14 protein-coding genes and 4 tRNA genes are annotated in these 15877 nt (G+C 60.3%); 14 read left to right on the top strand and 4 right to left on the bottom strand.

The genetic code is table 11. The annotated features are described in order from the left end of the window. Nucleotides 1-3: 3 nt before the first annotated feature. Complete coding sequence (locus tag ACR52_RS05380; RefSeq protein ID WP_048721289.1) at nucleotides 4-933, bottom strand: DNA/RNA non-specific endonuclease; 930 nt, start codon at nucleotides 931-933, stop codon at nucleotides 4-6. Between the two features lie 133 nt (nucleotides 934-1066). Here ACR52_RS05380 and ACR52_RS05385 point away from each other — a divergent pair, with 133 nt between their 5' ends. Both ACR52_RS05385 and ACR52_RS05390 read left to right on the top strand, forming a co-directional pair. Next, nucleotides 1067-2128 carry a M4 family metallopeptidase gene (locus ACR52_RS05385; protein ID WP_048721292.1) on the top strand — a complete coding sequence of 354 codons (1062 nt, stop codon included), beginning with the start codon at nucleotides 1067-1069 and terminating at the stop codon, nucleotides 2126-2128. A gap of 28 nt (nucleotides 2129-2156) precedes the next feature. Next, nucleotides 2157-2462, top strand: a complete 306-nt coding sequence (locus tag ACR52_RS05390) for a protealysin inhibitor emfourin (RefSeq protein ID WP_048721295.1) — start codon at nucleotides 2157-2159, stop codon at nucleotides 2460-2462. A gap of 9 nt (nucleotides 2463-2471) precedes the next feature. On the opposite strand, the gene ACR52_RS05395 is transcribed toward ACR52_RS05390, so the two are convergent. Then, on the bottom strand, nucleotides 2472-3863 hold the full coding sequence (locus ACR52_RS05395) for an aldehyde dehydrogenase family protein (protein WP_048721297.1): 1392 nt from the start codon (nucleotides 3861-3863) through the stop codon (nucleotides 2472-2474). 222 nt (nucleotides 3864-4085) lie between these two features. On the opposite strand from ACR52_RS05395, the gene ptrR reads away from it, so the two are divergent. Beyond that, the gene (ptrR, locus tag ACR52_RS05405; RefSeq protein ID WP_048721302.1) at nucleotides 4086-4961 is read left to right on the top strand and encodes a putrescine utilization regulator PtrR; all 876 of its coding nucleotides are present in this window, start codon (nucleotides 4086-4088) and stop codon (nucleotides 4959-4961) included. Here ptrR and ACR52_RS05410 read toward each other — a convergent pair. Next, nucleotides 4958-5167 carry a hypothetical protein gene (locus tag ACR52_RS05410; protein ID WP_048721304.1) on the bottom strand — a complete coding sequence of 70 codons (210 nt, stop codon included), beginning with the start codon at nucleotides 5165-5167 and terminating at the stop codon, nucleotides 4958-4960. The genes ptrR and ACR52_RS05410 overlap by 4 nt on opposite strands. 307 nt (nucleotides 5168-5474) lie before the next feature. Then, complete coding sequence (locus ACR52_RS05415; RefSeq protein ID WP_048721306.1) at nucleotides 5475-6671, bottom strand: amino acid aminotransferase; 1197 nt, start codon at nucleotides 6669-6671, stop codon at nucleotides 5475-5477. 344 nt (nucleotides 6672-7015) lie between these two features. Here ACR52_RS05415 and uvrB point away from each other — a divergent pair, with 344 nt between their 5' ends. The 11 genes from uvrB to ACR52_RS05470 form a co-directional block, all read left to right on the top strand. Further along, nucleotides 7016-9031 (top strand): excinuclease ABC subunit UvrB, encoded by a 2016-nt coding sequence (gene uvrB / locus ACR52_RS05420; protein ID WP_048721307.1) that lies wholly within the window; start codon nucleotides 7016-7018, stop codon nucleotides 9029-9031. A gap of 224 nt (nucleotides 9032-9255) precedes the next feature. After that, nucleotides 9256-10737, top strand: coding sequence for a glutamate--tRNA ligase (gene gltX, locus ACR52_RS05425; RefSeq protein ID WP_048721308.1), 1482 nt, complete (start codon nucleotides 9256-9258; stop codon nucleotides 10735-10737). Between the two features lie 147 nt (nucleotides 10738-10884). After that, nucleotides 10885-10960 (top strand) — tRNA-Ala (locus ACR52_RS05430). A gap of 77 nt (nucleotides 10961-11037) precedes the next feature. Next, nucleotides 11038-11113 (top strand) — tRNA-Glu (locus ACR52_RS05435). A gap of 49 nt (nucleotides 11114-11162) precedes the next feature. After that, nucleotides 11163-11238: transfer RNA gene (locus ACR52_RS05440), tRNA-Ala, on the top strand. A 77-nt stretch (nucleotides 11239-11315) separates the two neighbouring features. Then, nucleotides 11316-11391 (top strand) — tRNA-Glu (locus ACR52_RS05445). A 182-nt stretch (nucleotides 11392-11573) separates the two neighbouring features. Further along, nucleotides 11574-12113, top strand: coding sequence for a TetR/AcrR family transcriptional regulator (locus tag ACR52_RS05450; protein ID WP_048721310.1), 540 nt, complete (start codon nucleotides 11574-11576; stop codon nucleotides 12111-12113). Nucleotides 12114-12128: 15 nt separating this feature from the next. Beyond that, nucleotides 12129-12962, top strand: coding sequence for an alpha/beta hydrolase (locus ACR52_RS05455; RefSeq protein ID WP_048721311.1), 834 nt, complete (start codon nucleotides 12129-12131; stop codon nucleotides 12960-12962). 39 nt (nucleotides 12963-13001) lie between these two features. Next, nucleotides 13002-13436: an acyl-CoA thioesterase gene (locus ACR52_RS05460; RefSeq protein WP_048721314.1), complete on the top strand. Its 435-nt coding sequence runs from the start codon at nucleotides 13002-13004 to the stop codon at nucleotides 13434-13436. Between the two features lie 55 nt (nucleotides 13437-13491). Further along, on the top strand, nucleotides 13492-14460 hold the full coding sequence (locus ACR52_RS05465) for a tRNA dihydrouridine synthase (protein ID WP_048721316.1): 969 nt from the start codon (nucleotides 13492-13494) through the stop codon (nucleotides 14458-14460). Nucleotides 14461-15049: 589 nt separating this feature from the next. Next, on the top strand, nucleotides 15050-15877 hold an 828-nt coding region (locus ACR52_RS05470), incomplete at its 3' end, for a hypothetical protein (protein ID WP_152687589.1).

A 15877-nucleotide genomic window follows, 5' to 3' on the forward strand; every position in this document is an offset into this window, starting at 1 on the left:
GGGTCAGAGACGAATATCTTCGGGGCCTCGGATCAGCGCTTCAATCCGCGTCCCCGTGGCACGCTCTTCGTTACTGAACCCGTCGTAGTCAGCGAGGTTGGCGAAACGAATGCCGGTCAATTGTTCGATCTGAATCACACTGCGTTGGTAGGTTCTGAGCTGGCCGAACATGAGGTCGAGCTGACCCAGCTCGCGGCTTTGGTCAATCATGTAGGCGCTGGCGGAGGGCTTGCCATCGTCGCCGAGGTAGGCGATCACTTTCCAGAACGCCTTGGGGATTTTAACACCCCGGTAAACACGGTCGTCGTCGGCGAGTACCGGGCCGGTAAACACGGTTGCCCGGGCCTTCCAGCGTTGCGTGTTGTCGAGAATGTAGTCCTCGAGTTCCAGCCAGGTCTTCTGGTTGAACCCGCTCATCTGCGGTGCGCAGTTGGTGAAGTGGAAGGTATCGGCGTTGGCGGTTTTTGCTTCATCGCCCCAGTTGGGGTCTTGCCGGCGCACCAGATGGCCGCGATCTAAACCATTGTTGGCATAGAGGTCATCGCCCACCTGTGCGCTGACGGGCAAGCGGCCGTCATACGCCCAAGCGTCGTTGCTGCGGACAATATCCACATGCAGCCCACCGTCGATATTGGCCCCGACGTAGAGCGCCAGTCGCCTCGAGTGCGACATCGTCACCGAAAAATGCGTGTAGTCCAGGCGGAGCGGCTGTACGTCACCCGCCAGCGCCGCATCCACGGTGGGCCAGGGCACCACGAAGCTGTTGAGAAAATCTTCAGCATAGCCATGCCGGTCCTGCAGATCCCTGGCCTCGGTGATACGCGCAGTTGCCGCTCTGGCCTCCATGAGGCTGGGGGCGGCGGCGATCAATGGGCGTAGATCAGCAAGCCGTGGGCGGTGCGTAAGGTCGATTCTGGCTTTGCGTGCGGGCATGGGGGGTTCCTCGCAGTCTTTGAATAAACACTACTGCAACATAGCTTCATGACAATTTGGGCCAGGCCGTACCGGTAGGGCTATCCTGAAACGGTTACCCGGACGTAGACCTCATGCCAAATGGAGCCAGCCAATGTGTGTTCGCCAGCATCGCAATCCGATTTTCTGCCTGATCCCGCCGTACATGCTCGACCAGATCGCGCGCAACGGTGATAAAGCGCAACGGGACGTCGCATTACGCACTCGCGCCAAAGACAGCACGTTCCGCTCATTGCGCATGGTTGCGGTGCCTGCCAAAGGCCCCGCCCACATGGCCCTGGCCATCGGCGCCGAAAAACGGCGCTCGATCTACAGCGCCGAAGGCACCGATAGCCTGCCTGGCAAACTGATCCGTGGCGAAGGGCAGCCCGCCAGTGGTGACGCTGCGGTGGATGAGGCCTATGACGGATTGGGCGCCACGTTCGACTTTTTTGATCAGGTCTTCGACCGCAATTCCATCGATGATGCTGGCATGGCACTGGATGCCACCGTTCACTTCGGCCAGAACTACAACAATGCGTTCTGGAATTCGACCCAGATGGTGTTTGGTGATGGCGATCAGCAGTTATTCAACCGGTTCACCGTAGCCCTCGACGTGATTGGCCATGAGCTGGCCCACGGCGTTACTGAGGACGAGGCCAAGCTGATGTATTTCAATCAATCCGGCGCGCTGAACGAATCGCTGTCTGACGTGTTCGGTTCACTGATCAAGCAATACGCGTTACAACAAACGGCGCAAGAGGCGGATTGGTTGATCGGCGCAGGGTTGTTCACCCCAAAAATCAAAGGCACGGCCCTGCGCTCGATGAAGGCGCCGGGCACCGCGTTTGATGACAAGCTGTTGGGCAAAGACCCTCAGCCGGGTCATATGGATGACTTCCTACAGACCTATGAGGACAATGGCGGGGTGCATATCAATTCCGGCATTCCCAACCATGCGTTCTATCAGGTGGCGACGAAGATTGGCGGGTTTGCCTGGGAGCGCGCGGGGCGCATCTGGTATGACGCGCTGCGCGATGCGCGGCTGCGACCGAACTCGGGGTTTTTGCGGTTCGCGCGCATCACCTACGATATCGCCGGTCGCCTGTACGGCGCTGGCAAGGATGAGCAGAAGGCGGTCAAGGACGGCTGGCAAGCGGTGGGCATTGATGTGTGACAACACACTTGGGCGGTGAGGAACAGCCATGCAAATTTCGATCAAGGAAAACGGCGGACCTGCGTTTTTTCCGGGGTTGGCCAAACCTCGCACAGTGCAGCTGGAAGCGCTGCCCGAGCAGGACCAGCAAGAGTTGCGGCAACTGATCAAGGATTCAAACTTTTTTCAGTTGCCGCAAAGCACCGCTCCCGAGCCCGGTAATCCCGGCAGGGTGCATTACACCCTGACGGTCACGGAAGGCGAACGTGAGCACACTGTCTGTGTGTTGGCGCCGGTGAAGCCCCAGGCGCTGGATGGGTTGGTACAGTGTGTGCGTCGGCATATCCCGTGTTGAAGCTGCGTATTACTTGCGATCCAGCCAAACCGTCTGCGCATTGCAGAATTCCCGTACGCCAAAGTGCGACAGCTCGCGCCCGAAGCCGCTCTTCTTTACGCCACCAAACGCCACCCGAGGGTCGGAGACGCTGAAGGCGTTGACGAAGATCCCGCCGGTTTCCAATTGGTCGGCGATATCGCGGGCTTTTGCCGGGTCGGTGGTGAAGATGCTGGCGGTGAGGCCGAACTCGCTGTCGTTGGCCAGGGCCACGGCGTGGTCGGCGTCGCGCGCGGTGATGATGGAGGCTACGGGGCCGAACAGTTCCTGTTTGAACGAGGTCATCTGGTCGGTGACATCGGCCAGCACGGTCGGCTCATAGTAGTTACCGGCGCCGGGTACTTTGTTGCCGCCCAGCAGCAGGGTCGCGCCTTCCTCCAGAGTGGCCTGAACCTGGCCGTGCAGCTCGTCGCGCAGGTCGAAACGGGCCATGGGGCCGACATAGGTGGTGGTCGACGCAGGGTCACCCATGACCAAGGCGCGGCTGGCTTCGACGAATTTGGCGGTGAAGGCTTCCACTACGCCTTCTTCGATGATCAGGCGCTTGGCGGCGGCGCAGACTTGGCCGCTGTTCTGGAAACGTCCGGTCACGGCGGCCTGGACGGCGGCGTCGAGGTCGGCGTCGTTGAGTACGATAAACGGGTCGGAGCCGCCCAGCTCCAGTACGCATTTCTTCAGTGCGGCACCGGCCTGGGAGCCGATGGCCATGCCGGCGCGTACGCTGCCAGTGAGGGTGACAGCAGCGATACGCGGGTCGGCGATGGCTTTGGATACGCCATCGGTGGTCACGTTGATCACTTCGAACAGGCCATCAGCGAAGCCGGCTTTTTGGAACGCGGCTTTCATCAGGTAGGCGCTGCCCATCACGTTCGGTGCGTGTTTGAGCACGTAAGTGTTGCCGGCGAGCAGGGTCGGCACGGCGCCGCGCAGCACTTGCCACACCGGGAAATTCCATGGCATGACGGCGAGGATCGGGCCCAGCGGGCGGTATTCGATCTGCGCGCTGCCGTTGTCCACCAGGGTGGCTTCCGGGGCGAGCATGGCCGGGCCGTGGGCGGCATACCACTCACTGAGTTGCGCGCATTTCTCGATTTCGGCACGGGCCTGGGCGATGGGTTTGCCCATTTCCAGGGTGATCATTTGCGCCATCTCTTCGGCTTGCTCACGCAGGGCGCTGGCCAGGGCCAGCAGCAGTTCGGCCCGCTGGCTGACCGGCGTACGGCGCCAGGTGCGGAAAGCGCCAGTGGCGCGGTTGAGGGCGGCGTCCAGTTGCGCTTCGGTTTCGTACGGATAGCTGCCGACCGTTTCGCCCGTGGTGGGGTTGATCGACTGGGCGTGGGTCTGGTGAGAAATAGCGTTCATGGCACCGTCCGGCTGAATGAGTGGAATGGGTCCAGCGTACGGGGCTGTATCTTTTCTTTAAACTGAATAATATTAAGCAATACATTCTCAAAACGAGAATGATGAATGGGCTGATCGTTCCCATACTCCGCGTGGGAATGCCTCTTGTGACGCTCCGCGTCACGCTTTGGGCCGCAGAGCGTGGGAACGATAAGTCGATCATGTTCACGATTGGAGAATGATTTGGATCTGGTGCAGCTGGAAATCTTCAAGGCCGTTGCCGAACAAGGCAGCATCAGCGCCGCCGCGCAGTTGATTCATCGGGTGCCGTCGAACCTGACCACGCGCATCAAGCAACTGGAACAGGACCTGGGCGTGGAGTTGTTCATCCGCGAGAAAAGTCGCCTGCGTCTGTCACCGGCCGGGTGGAATTTCCTAGGTTATGCGCGGCGCATTCTCGACTTGGTCCAGGAAGCCCGCGCGACGGTGGCGGGGGAGGAGCCCCAGGGCGCGTTTGCCCTCGGGTCGCTGGAGAGCACGGCGGCGGTGCGCATTCCGGCGTTGCTCGCGGCCTATAACCAGAAGCACGCCAAGGTCGAATTGGACCTGAGCACGGGGCCGTCCGGCACGATGATCGAGGGGGTATTGTCGGGGCGGCTGGCGGCGGCGTTTGTCGATGGGCCGGTGTTGCATGCCACCCTTGAGGGTGTGGCGGTGTTTGAAGAGGAGATGGTGGTGATCGCGCCGTTGCACCATGCGCCGATCACGCGGGGGCAGGATGTGAATGGCGAGAGTATCTACACCTTTCGCTCGAACTGTTCGTACCGGCATCACTTCGAGCGCTGGTTCTCACAGGACGGTGCGGTGCCGGGCAGGATCTTCGAGATGGAGTCTTACCACGGCATGCTCGCCTGCGTCAGCGCCGGTGCTGGTTTGGCGCTGATGCCGCGCAGCATGCTGGAAAGTATGCCGGGGTTTACGGCGGTGAGCGTGTGGCCGCTGACGGACACGTTCCGCATTTTGCACACCTGGCTGATTTGGCGACGGGGCACGGTGTCGCAGAGTTTGAACAGCTTCGTAAGACTGCTGGAGGAGCGAGGGGCAGTTCGCGAGGGTTAGCCGCCGAACTGCAAGGTGCCCATCGCCAGTTTCGCCATCAGTGCCGTCGCGCCTAGCTGCACCAGCCAAAGAGCCAACCCGCCGAGGAACACGCCGAGCGCCACTTGCAACACCAGGCTTTTCTGGCGTTTGGCTTGAGGGGGGCGGGGGGGGAAGCGGTCCAGGTCATCGCGGTCGGCATGCAGGTCCAGGTCGTCGTTTCTCATCGGGGTCTCACAGCAAAAGGGCGGTTGGGGTTCAGTCTAGGGGGTGGACGCTGCAAGTAGCGAGTTTATTGCAGACGACATGCTGCTTGTGGCGAGCGAGCTTGCTCGCGTTGGGACGCGCAGCGGGCCCTTGTTCAGGCAACGCGTTTTTCCAATAAGTTCACGGTGGCAGGGTTTTGGGGCTGCTGCGCAACCCGACGCGGGCAAGCCCGCCCGCCACAAAAGTACTGCGCCCACCCCGGGCCGATGTTTCACAAATAAAAAGGGGAGACCCATTGGCCTCCCCCTTCATACAGCGTGTTCGGGCTTACAGCACCTGAACAATCGCCTTGGTTACCGCAGCAATGTTCGCCTGGTTCAACGCCGCCACACAGATACGCCCGGTATCCAGCGCGTAGATACCAAACTCGGTACGCAAACGGGTGACTTGCTCAACGGTCAGGCCAGAGTAGGAGAACATCCCGCGCTGGCGACCGACGAAGCTGAAGTCTTGGCCCGGTGCAGCCTTGGCCAGTTCAGCCACCATCTGCTCACGCATGCCCCGGATGCGCAGGCGCATCTCGGCCAGTTCGGCTTCCCACTGGGCGCGCAGCTCAGGGCTGTTCAGCACCGCTGCAACAATCGCCGCGCCATGGGTCGGCGGGTTGGAGTAGTTGGTGCGGATCACACGCTTGACCTGGGACAGGATGCGCGCGCTTTCTTCCTTGGATTCGCTGACGATCGACAGTGCGCCCACGCGTTCGCCGTACAGGGAGAACGACTTGGAGAACGAGCTGGACACAAAGAAGGTCAGGCCCGATTCAGCGAACAGGCGTACGGCCGCCGCGTCTTCGTGGATGCCATCGCCAAAGCCCTGGTAGGCCATGTCGAGGAACGGCACCAGGTTCTTGGCCTTGACCACGTCCAGCACTTGTTGCCAGTCGGCCGGGCTCAGGTCGACACCGGTCGGGTTGTGGCAGCAGGCGTGCAGCACCACGATGGACTGGGGCGGCAGGGCGTTGAGGTCTTCGAGCAGGCCGGCACGGTTGACGTCATGAGTGGCGGCGTCGTAGTAGCGGTAGGTTTGCACCGGGAAACCGGCTTTTTCGAACAGCGCCTGGTGGTTTTCCCAGCTTGGGTCGCTGATGGCGACAATGGCGTTGGGCAGCAGTTGCTTGAGGAAGTCGGCGCCGATTCTCAGGGCACCGGTGCCGCCTACCGCTTGAGCGGTGATGACGCGGCCGGCGCTCAGTAGCGGCGATTCAGCGCCAAACAGCAGCTTTTGCACAGCCTGGTCGTAGGCGGCAATACCGTCGATCGGCAAGTAGCCACGGGCGGCGTGTTGCGCCACGCGAATGGCTTCCGCTTCGGCAACGGCACGCAAGAGTGGAATCTTCCCCTCCTCGTTGCAGTAAACGCCCACGCCAAGGTTGACCTTGGTGGTTCGTGTATCGGCGTTGAATGCTTCGTTGAGGCCCAGGATTGGATCGCGTGGTGCCATTTCGACAGCGGAGAACAGGCTCATTTTGCGGCAGCTCTTTGGGGGAAAGGAGGGACGTGTCGCGCTCCAGCCGAATGCACTAGAGCGGTGCACAAACGGGGAGCTAGTATAGAGGCCATCATGGCTGAGGGCGACAGCCGAAACGGCTTTTCGGCCAGGTTTTTCGGTTTATTTGCCGACCGTTAGTCTTATTGCAATGTTGATCGTAGACGGCGGGTAGGAGGATTGCCTTGAAACCCGTCACATTCGCCACCACTTCTACAGTTATCATGGTTTTTTCCTGCAACCTGCGATGAGAATTCGCGGGTTGCTGAGCTATTTTCGTCCCTGATGGTGTGCAGCCTGGGGTGACTTGAAAGAGGTACGTTATGTCGGATTTCCAGCTCGTCACCCGTTTTGAACCCGCCGGCGACCAGCCCGAAGCCATTCGCCTGATGGTCGAAGGCATCGAGGCCGGCCTGGCGCACCAGACGCTGCTCGGTGTGACCGGTTCAGGCAAGACGTTCAGCATTGCCAACGTAATCGCGCAGGTTAACCGCCCCACCCTGGTGTTGGCGCCGAACAAGACCCTGGCCGCGCAGTTGTACGGTGAGTTCAAGGCGTTCTTCCCGAACAACGCGGTGGAGTACTTCGTTTCCTACTACGACTACTACCAGCCCGAAGCTTATGTGCCGTCGTCCGATACCTTTATCGAGAAGGACGCGTCGATCAACGACCACATCGAGCAGATGCGTTTGTCGGCGACCAAGGCCCTGCTGGAGCGCAAGGACGCGATCATCGTCACCACGGTGTCGTGCATCTATGGCCTGGGCAGCCCGGAAACTTATTTGAAGATGGTGTTGCACGTTGATCGTGGCGACAAACTTGACCAGCGCGAACTGCTGCGTCGGCTGACGAGCCTGCAATACACCCGTAACGACATGGACTTCGCCCGCGCCACCTTCCGTGTGCGCGGCGATGTGATCGACATTTACCCGGCGGAATCCGACCTGGAAGCGATCCGCATCGAGCTGTTCGACGATGAAGTGGAGAGCCTGTCGGCCTTCGACCCGTTGACCGGCGAGGTGATCCGCAAGCTGCCACGCTTCACCTTCTACCCGAAAAGCCACTACGTGACCCCGCGCGAAACCCTGATGGGCGCCATCGAGGGCATCAAGGTCGAGTTGGTTGAGCGCCTGGAATACCTGCGCGCCAACAATAAGCTGGTGGAAGCCCAGCGCCTGGAGCAGCGCACCCGTTTCGACCTGGAGATGATCCTCGAACTGGGCTACTGCAACGGCATCGAAAACTACTCGCGCTACCTCTCGGGCCGCGACTCCGGGCAGGCGCCGCCCACCTTGTTCGATTACTTGCCGGACGACGCGTTGCTGGTGATCGACGAGTCCCACGTCAGCGTGCCGCAGGTGGGCGCGATGTACAAAGGTGACCGCTCGCGTAAGGAAACGCTGGTGGAATACGGCTTCCGCCTGCCGTCGGCGCTGGATAACCGGCCGATGCGGTTTGACGAGTTCGAAAGCATCAGCCCGCAGACGATTTTTGTTTCGGCCACGCCAGGCAACTACGAGGCCGAGCATGCCGGCCGCGTGATCGAGCAACTGGTGCGCCCGACCGGCCTGGTCGACCCGCAGATCGAGATCCGCCCGGCGCTGACTCAGGTCGACGACTTGCTCTCGGAGATCAGCAAGCGCGTGGCCCTGGAAGAGCGGGTGCTGGTCACCACGCTGACCAAGCGCATGTCCGAAGACTTGACCGATTACCTGGCCGACCACGGCGTGCGCGTGCGCTACCTGCACTCGGACATCGACACCGTGGAGCGCGTGGAGATCATCCGCGACCTGCGCCTGGGCACCTTTGATGTGCTGGTGGGGATCAACCTGCTGCGCGAAGGCCTGGACATGCCGGAAGTGTCGCTGGTGGCGATTCTGGATGCCGACAAAGAGGGCTTCCTGCGCTCCGAACGCTCGCTGATCCAGACCATCGGCCGCGCGGCGCGTAACCTCAATGGCCGGGCGATCCTGTATGCGGACCGCATCACCGGCTCCATGGAACGCGCGATTGGCGAGACTGACCGGCGCCGCGACAAGCAGATCGCCTACAACCTGGAACATGGCATCACCCCGAAGGGCGTGTTTAAGGATGTCGCCGACATCATGGAAGGCGCCACCGTACCCGGCTCGCGCAGCAAGAAGCGCAAGGGCATGGCCAAGGCTGCCGAGGAAAGCGCCAAGTACGAGAACGAACTGCGCTCGCCGAGTGAGATCACCAAGCGTATCCGGCAGTTGGAAGAGAAGATGTACCAGCTGGCGCGCGACCTGGAGTTTGAGGCGGCGGCGCAGACGCGGGATGAGATTGGCAAGTTGCGCGAGCGCTTGTTGGCCGTCTGATTTGCGGTGACTCGGCCGGCCTCATCGGGAGCAAGCCCCTCCCACATTTGACCGATTTCCAGCATGAGAATGCGATCAAAGTGTGGGAGGGGCGGTGCGACGATTCGACTTGCTCCCGATGGCCGCGCCTCGGTTTTCCAGAATCACCCACGCTGGAGCCCGACCACTCTGGGCTGTTACCATTCGCCCCTTGTTTCAATTTTATCGCCCATTCGAGACCTGCCATGACCACCGTCCGCACGCGCATCGCGCCATCGCCTACTGGGGATCCCCACGTCGGCACTGCCTACATCGCCTTGTTTAACTACTGCTTTGCCAAGCAGCATGGCGGTGAATTCATCCTGCGGATCGAAGACACCGATCAAGTGCGTTCGACCCGTGAGTCGGAACAGCAGATTTTCGATGCCTTGCGCTGGTTGGGCATTACCTGGGCGGAAGGCCCGGACGTCGGCGGCCCGCACGGCCCGTATCGTCAAAGCGAGCGCAGCGACATTTACAAGCAGTACACCCAGCAACTGGTCGACATGGGCCATGCCTTCCCGTGCTTCTGCACCGCCGAAGAACTGGACCAGATGCGCGCCGAACAACAGGCTCGTGGCGAGACCCCGCGCTATGACGGCCGCGCACTGCTGCTGCCTCCCGAAGAAGTGGCCAGCCGCCTGGCCGCCGGCGAACCCCATGTGATCCGCATGAAGGTGCCGAGCGAAGGCGTGTGTGTGGTGCCGGACATGCTGCGCGGTGACGTCGAGATCCCGTGGGACCGCATGGACATGCAAGTGCTGATGAAGACCGACGGCTTGCCGACGTACTTCCTGGCCAACGTGGTCGACGATCACTTGATGGGCATCACCCACGTGCTGCGCGGCGAAGAATGGCTGCCGTCGGCGCCAAAACTGATCCTGCTCTACGAATACTTCGGCTGGGAACAGCCGCAACTGTGCTACATGCCGCTGCTGCGTAACCCGGACAAGAGCAAGCTGTCCAAGCGCAAGAACCCGACGTCGGTGACCTTCTACGAGCGCATGGGCTTCATGCCGGAAGCGATGCTCAACTACTTGGGCCGCATGGGCTGGTCGATGCCGGACGAGCGCGAGAAGTTCTCGCTGCAGGAAATGGTCGACAACTTCGACCTGTCCCGCGTCTCACTGGGCGGGCCGATCTTCGATGTCGAGAAACTCTCGTGGCTCAACGGTCAGTGGCTGCGTGACTTGCCGGTGGAAGAATTCGCCAGTCGTTTGCAGCAGTGGGCGCTGAACCCCGAGTACATGATGAAGATTGCGCCGCTGGTGCAGGGCAGGGTGGAAACGTTCAGTCAGGTCGCCCCGCTGGCGAGTTTCTTCTTTGCCGGTGGCGTGAACCCGGATGCCAAGCTGTTTGAATCGAAAAAGCTCTCGGGCGACCAGGTCCGCCAGTTGATGCAGTTGATCCTGTGGAAGCTGGAGAGCCTGCGCCAGTGGGAGAAAGATGCCATTACCGCGACGATTCAGGCGGTGGTCGAATCCCTTGAGCTGAAATTGCGCGATGCGATGCCGCTGATGTTTGCCGCGATCACTGGGCAGGCCAGTTCGGTGTCGGTACTCGATGCCATGGAAATTCTAGGCCCGGATCTCACGCGTTTCCGTCTGCGCCAAGCCCTTGATTTGCTTGGGGGTGTGTCGAAGAAAGAAAACAAAGAGTGGGAAAAGTTACTGGGTGCTATCGCCTAAGCAACCTGTTGTAACGGTTAAACCCCGGCTTTCCGGGGTTTTAACGGTAAGTGATTGTTATCCCGGCAAAAAATTTTGAAAATTGTTGAAAATAAATTTGACAGCCTTTCAAAGCGCCATTAAGATTCGCCCCGTCCTCACCGATGAGGGGCTATAGCTCAGCTGGGAGAGCGCCTGCATGGCATGCAGGAGGTCAACGGTTCGATCCCGTTTAGCTCCACCAATTTACAGGTTCAAGGTCTGGCCACACCGTCCTTGAATCGATCAGGCCTAGCTTGATCAGGTTGTACAGAAGGTTTTGTCCCCTTCGTCTAGTGGCCTAGGACACCGCCCTTTCACGGCGGTAACAGGGGTTCGAGTCCCCTAGGGGACGCCAGTTTCAACAAGCAGCTCGAAAGGTCTGCTGCGCCGCCAGGCGAAAAATCGGGGCTATAGCTCAGCTGGGAGAGCGCCTGCATGGCATGCAGGAGGTCAACGGTTCGATCCCGTTTAGCTCCACCAATTTACAGGTTCAAGGTTTGGCCACACCGTCCTTGAATCGACCAGCGTCAGCTTGGTCAGTTGTATAGAAGGTTTGTGTCCCCTTCGTCTAGTGGCCTAGGACACCGCCCTTTCACGGCGGTAACAGGGGTTCGAGTCCCCTAGGGGACGCCACGATTACCCGCTCTGCGGGATTTTTAAGGGTCATTCAATTATTGAATGGCCCTTTTGTTTGTCTGGCGTTTGGCCAATTCTCTCCTCACTTCCATTCTTCTGTTCTGACCAGTGGTCATGCCTGTCGCTTGCGAAATATTATTATGGTAATAATATTCAACCCATGAGAGTCGGAGGCAACGATGAACGATAAAAAAGCGCAGACCCGCGAACGCATTCTGCAAGCCGCCAGCGCCGCGTTGATCCAGCGCGGCCCGGCTGAGCCGAGCGTCGGGGAAGTCATGGGCGCGGCGGGGCTGACCGTCGGTGGTTTCTATGCGCACTTCGAAAGCAAGGACGCGCTGATGCTGGAGGCTTTCACGCAATTGCTTGCCAAGCGTCGCGCATCGATTGACGACATGGACTCGCAATTGAGCGGCGAGGAGCGCAGAGGTCTGGTGGCGGCGTTTTATCTGTCGCGCAAACACCGCGACTCTACGGCGCAAGCCTGCCCGATCCCTGCGACGGTAGGCGAGATGAGCCGCCTGCCGGATGAATTCCGTCACGCGCTGAACGAGCATTGCGAATTGATGGCTGCCCAGTTGGCCGCCAGCCCGGAGGATACCGACAAGGCCCTGGCAGACATGGCCTTGATGATCGGCGGCCTGGCCCTGGCGCGTGCGCTCGGGCCGGGCGAGTTATCGGACCGCGTGTTGCGCGCCGCCAAGTCGGCCGTTCGCTAGAAGAGGAGTTGCATGATGGGCGCCTTAACCTGGATTCGTAGCGTCAACGGCACGTTTGGGCGCTTGGCGCCGCACACGGTGGCCAACAAGATGCGTCGGGTGTTCATGACCCCACGGGAACTGCCGCCGCGTGATTGGGAGTTGCCGCTGCTGGCGCAATCAGAGCGCATCACCTTGCGTTTCGGCCTGTCGGCGCTGCGCTGGGGCCAGGGGCCGGCGGTGTTACTGATGCACGGTTGGGAAGGGAGGCCCACGCAGTTCGCCAGCTTGATCACTGCGTTGGTCGACAACGGTTACTCGGTGATTGCCCTCGACGGTCCCGCCCATGGTCGTTCGCCGGGGCGTGAAGCCCACGTGCTGCTGTTCGCCCGCGCAATGCTCGAAGCAGCGGCCGAGTTGCCTCCACTGCATGCCGTGGTCGGCCACTCGATGGGCGGCGCCAGTGCGATGCTGGCGGTGCAGTTGGGCTTGCGTACTGAAGCGCTGGTGAGCATTGCTGCGCCGTCGCGCTTTCTCGATGTGCTGCGCGGCTTCACTAAAATGGTCGGTTTGCCGGCGCGGGCGCGTTCGGCGTTTATCCAGGAGGTTGAATTGACGTTCGGGATGCCGCTCAAGCATTTGGATGTGGCCCACTACCAGATGAATATCCCAGGCCTGATCGTGCACGCCGAAGACGATACATTCGTCCCGGTCAAAGCGTCCCAAGCCATCCACGACGCCTGGTTCGATAGCCGTCTGCTGCGCCTGGAGCAGGGCGGGCACCAGAAAGTGCTGGCCGACCCACGGGTGATCGAAGGCGTACTCGCCTTGCTCGCGGGCCGTCGTTTACAGGAGCGGCAAACCGCCTGATACACTGCCCCGGCCGACATTAATCGACTGGAGCAAGGCATGGGCTGGGATTTGGCAACGCCGTTTATCATCGATCTGCAGGTGGGGCCTGAGGACATCGACGGCCTGGGGCACGCCAATAACGCGGTGTACGTGTCCTGGCTGGAGCGCTGCGCCTGGCGCCACTCCCAGCGCCTGGGGTTGGACCTCACCGAGTACCGCCGACTGGACCGCGCCATGGCCGTGGTGCGCCATGAGATCGACTACCTGGCGGCCGGTTACGAGGGGGATGACCTGCAATTGGCCACCTGGATCGTCGACTGGGACCAGCGCCTGAAAATGACCCGCCGCTTCCAGTTGATACGCCCGCGCGACGGCGCAACCCTGCTGCGTGCGCAAACCACCTTCGTCTGCATCGAACTGTCTACCGGCAAGCCCAAGCGTATGCCGGTGGAGTTTCTCGACGGCTATGGCCCCGCCCTGACAGGGGGTTAACGGTTGCCGTGGGAAACCCAGTAAACTGCGCCACGATTTTTGTTGAGTGTTTTCCATGCAAATTGCTTTGGCGCCCATGGAGGGGTTGGTCGATAACATCCTGCGGGACGTGTTGACCCGCGTGGGCGGTATTGACTGGTGCGTGACCGAGTTCATCCGCGTCAACGACCGCTTGCTGACCCCCGCCTATTTCCACAAGCTCGCCCCGGAACTGCTGCACGGTGCCCACACCGCTGCGGGTGTGCCGCTGCGTGTGCAACTGCTCGGCTCCGACCCGGTATGCCTGGCGGAAAACGCCGCCCTGGCTTGCGAGTTGGGTTCACAAGTGATTGACCTCAACTTTGGCTGCCCGGCCAAGACGGTCAACAAGTCGCGGGGCGGCGCGGTGCTGCTCAAGGAGCCGGAGCTGCTCAACCAGATCGTCGAGCACGTGCGTCGTGCCGTCCCCGCGCATATCCCGGTGACCGCCAAAATGCGCCTGGGCTTCGATAGCCCGGACGGCGCGCTGGTGTGTGCCACGGCTCTGGCCGAAGGCGGCGCAGCGCATATCGTGGTGCATGCGCGCACCAAGACTGATGGTTACAAACCGCCGGCCCATTGGGAATGGATCCCGCGGGTGCAGGACGTGGTCAAGGTGCCCGTGTTCGCCAATGGTGATATCTGGAGCGTCGAAGACTGGAGGCGTTGCCGCGAAATCAGCGGCGCCGAAGACATCATGCTGGGTCGCGGCCTGGTGGCGCGGCCTGACCTGGCGCGACAGATCGCGGCGGCACGGGCGGGCGAAGAAGTTGTGGAAATGACCTGGGCGCAGATGCAGCCACTGCTCCAGGATTTCTGGACCCAGTCGGTCGCGCAACTGACCGAGCGTCAGGCGCCGGGCCGCTTGAAGCAGTGGCTGGCAATGCTCACGCGTAATTACCCGGAAGCGGTGGAGCTGTTTACCGCCATGCGTCGAGAGACCGACCTGGAGCAGGTGAGTCGACTGCTGGGGATGCCTCATCCTGATCATGCCGTAACGCTTTAGTGCCCCTGAGGGGGCTTTGACGCCGCGCGTGAGCGTGTTCTGTGTTTCAAAAAATGCCTCGCTTCGAAAGAAGCGGGGCATTTTGCATTCAGGGGCGTTATTGGCGGGGTGCGCCAGGGGCAGTATCGCCTTTTTAATAGCCGCCAGACACACTGTGAAAAAGGGGCGGTGTTACTGATTCAAAATGAGGCGAAATGTAAGCTTAGTTGTTTGTTTGATCGGGTTTAACAGTGACTGGCAGTCACGTGATCTGATGTTATTCCTGTGCGCGTGGAATACCACAATCGACAGGCGGGGCGTTACGTGAACTATGTCGTTGAGTTACCTGTCGAGTGGTTTATTAGTATGTATGTCAAGTGAGGGGCGCTTCAAAGTAGCCTTGATCAGGGTTTTACGCAAATAGCCATGAGGCAAAATCCGAAAGTCTGGTTTGGTTTCCTTATATGAGTCGCGATTTCTGGAACTCGATGGCCTCACATTCCACGAAAGTACGGACTGTGAAGCAGCGAGTGTTGTTTCCGGCTAATAACTACTGTCGCTTCCATGGCCTATTATCGGCGCCAGGTTGCGCTTAATCAGGAACCCACTAATGTCCCTATCAATTAATAAACCTGCCTTCGTACAAATTGATACAACACCTATGGACCGGCATTCGCCAGCTGCACCGAAAACCGGTACGGAGTCCGCCGTACCCGCGGCGAATTCGAAACCTTTGCCTCCACCGGTGCGACAAGACAACGCCAAGGTTTTGCACAATGAAGTGATGACTAACGCGGGTGCGCTCACCAAATTGTTTGACATGCTGGAGCTGGTTTTCAAATCAATGCGTGAAATGTTTTCCGTGAACAATCCCGTGAACAATCTCAAGCCTGGCGCATTGCCGAGTTCGGATAAAACGTTGGCTGATGCGCCGGGTACAAGCAAGTTGCCGGTGAAACCGGATATGCGTGATCAGCCCGTGAAGCCTGATGCAGCCAAGCCGCCTGTGAAACCGCATGAACATGATCAAGCAGTCAAGCCTGACGCGGGCAAGTTGCCGGCTAATCCTCTAACGACCGTGATGCCTGATGCGCGCAAGGTGGTTACCCCTGGCATCACCGTGACCAATGATGCCAAGGCAGACGTACATGTGAACGTTAATGTCGGTCATTGTCACTGCCCTGATACGAACGTATTGCCGGATAGCGGTCGGAAACTACGGGTAGATGTGCAGCCGGATGTGAAGCCGAACGTGAAGCCTGGAGTAGAGCCGGGCGTGAAGCCTGGAGTAGAGCCGGGCGTGAAGCCTGGAGTAGAGCCGGGCGTGAAGCCTGGAGTAGAGCCGGGCGTGAAGCCTGGAGTAGAGCCGGGCGTGAAGCCTGGAGTAGAGCCGGGCGTGAAGCCTGGAGTAGAGCCGGGCGTGAAACCTGGAGTAGAG

Source organism: Pseudomonas fildesensis, assembly GCF_001050345.1.
GTDB classification, from domain to species: domain Bacteria; phylum Pseudomonadota; class Gammaproteobacteria; order Pseudomonadales; family Pseudomonadaceae; genus Aquipseudomonas; species Aquipseudomonas fildesensis.

Coding starts and splice junctions, on each gene's coding strand:
- ACR52_RS05380 (WP_048721289.1), bottom strand. CDS start 933: ATGCCCGCACGCAAAGCCAGAATCGACCTTACGCACCGCCCACGGCTT.
- ACR52_RS05385 (WP_048721292.1), top strand. CDS start 1,067: ATGTGTGTTCGCCAGCATCGCAATCCGATTTTCTGCCTGATCCCGCCG.
- ACR52_RS05390 (WP_048721295.1), top strand. CDS start 2,157: ATGCAAATTTCGATCAAGGAAAACGGCGGACCTGCGTTTTTTCCGGGG.
- ACR52_RS05395 (WP_048721297.1), bottom strand. CDS start 3,863: ATGAACGCTATTTCTCACCAGACCCACGCCCAGTCGATCAACCCCACC.
- ACR52_RS05410 (WP_048721304.1), bottom strand. CDS start 5,167: ATGAGAAACGACGACCTGGACCTGCATGCCGACCGCGATGACCTGGAC.
- ACR52_RS05415 (WP_048721306.1), bottom strand. CDS start 6,671: ATGAGCCTGTTCTCCGCTGTCGAAATGGCACCACGCGATCCAATCCTG.
- uvrB (WP_048721307.1), top strand. CDS start 7,016: ATGTCGGATTTCCAGCTCGTCACCCGTTTTGAACCCGCCGGCGACCAG.
- gltX (WP_048721308.1), top strand. CDS start 9,256: ATGACCACCGTCCGCACGCGCATCGCGCCATCGCCTACTGGGGATCCC.
- ACR52_RS05450 (WP_048721310.1), top strand. CDS start 11,574: ATGAACGATAAAAAAGCGCAGACCCGCGAACGCATTCTGCAAGCCGCC.
- ACR52_RS05455 (WP_048721311.1), top strand. CDS start 12,129: ATGGGCGCCTTAACCTGGATTCGTAGCGTCAACGGCACGTTTGGGCGC.
- ACR52_RS05460 (WP_048721314.1), top strand. CDS start 13,002: ATGGGCTGGGATTTGGCAACGCCGTTTATCATCGATCTGCAGGTGGGG.
- ACR52_RS05465 (WP_048721316.1), top strand. CDS start 13,492: ATGCAAATTGCTTTGGCGCCCATGGAGGGGTTGGTCGATAACATCCTG.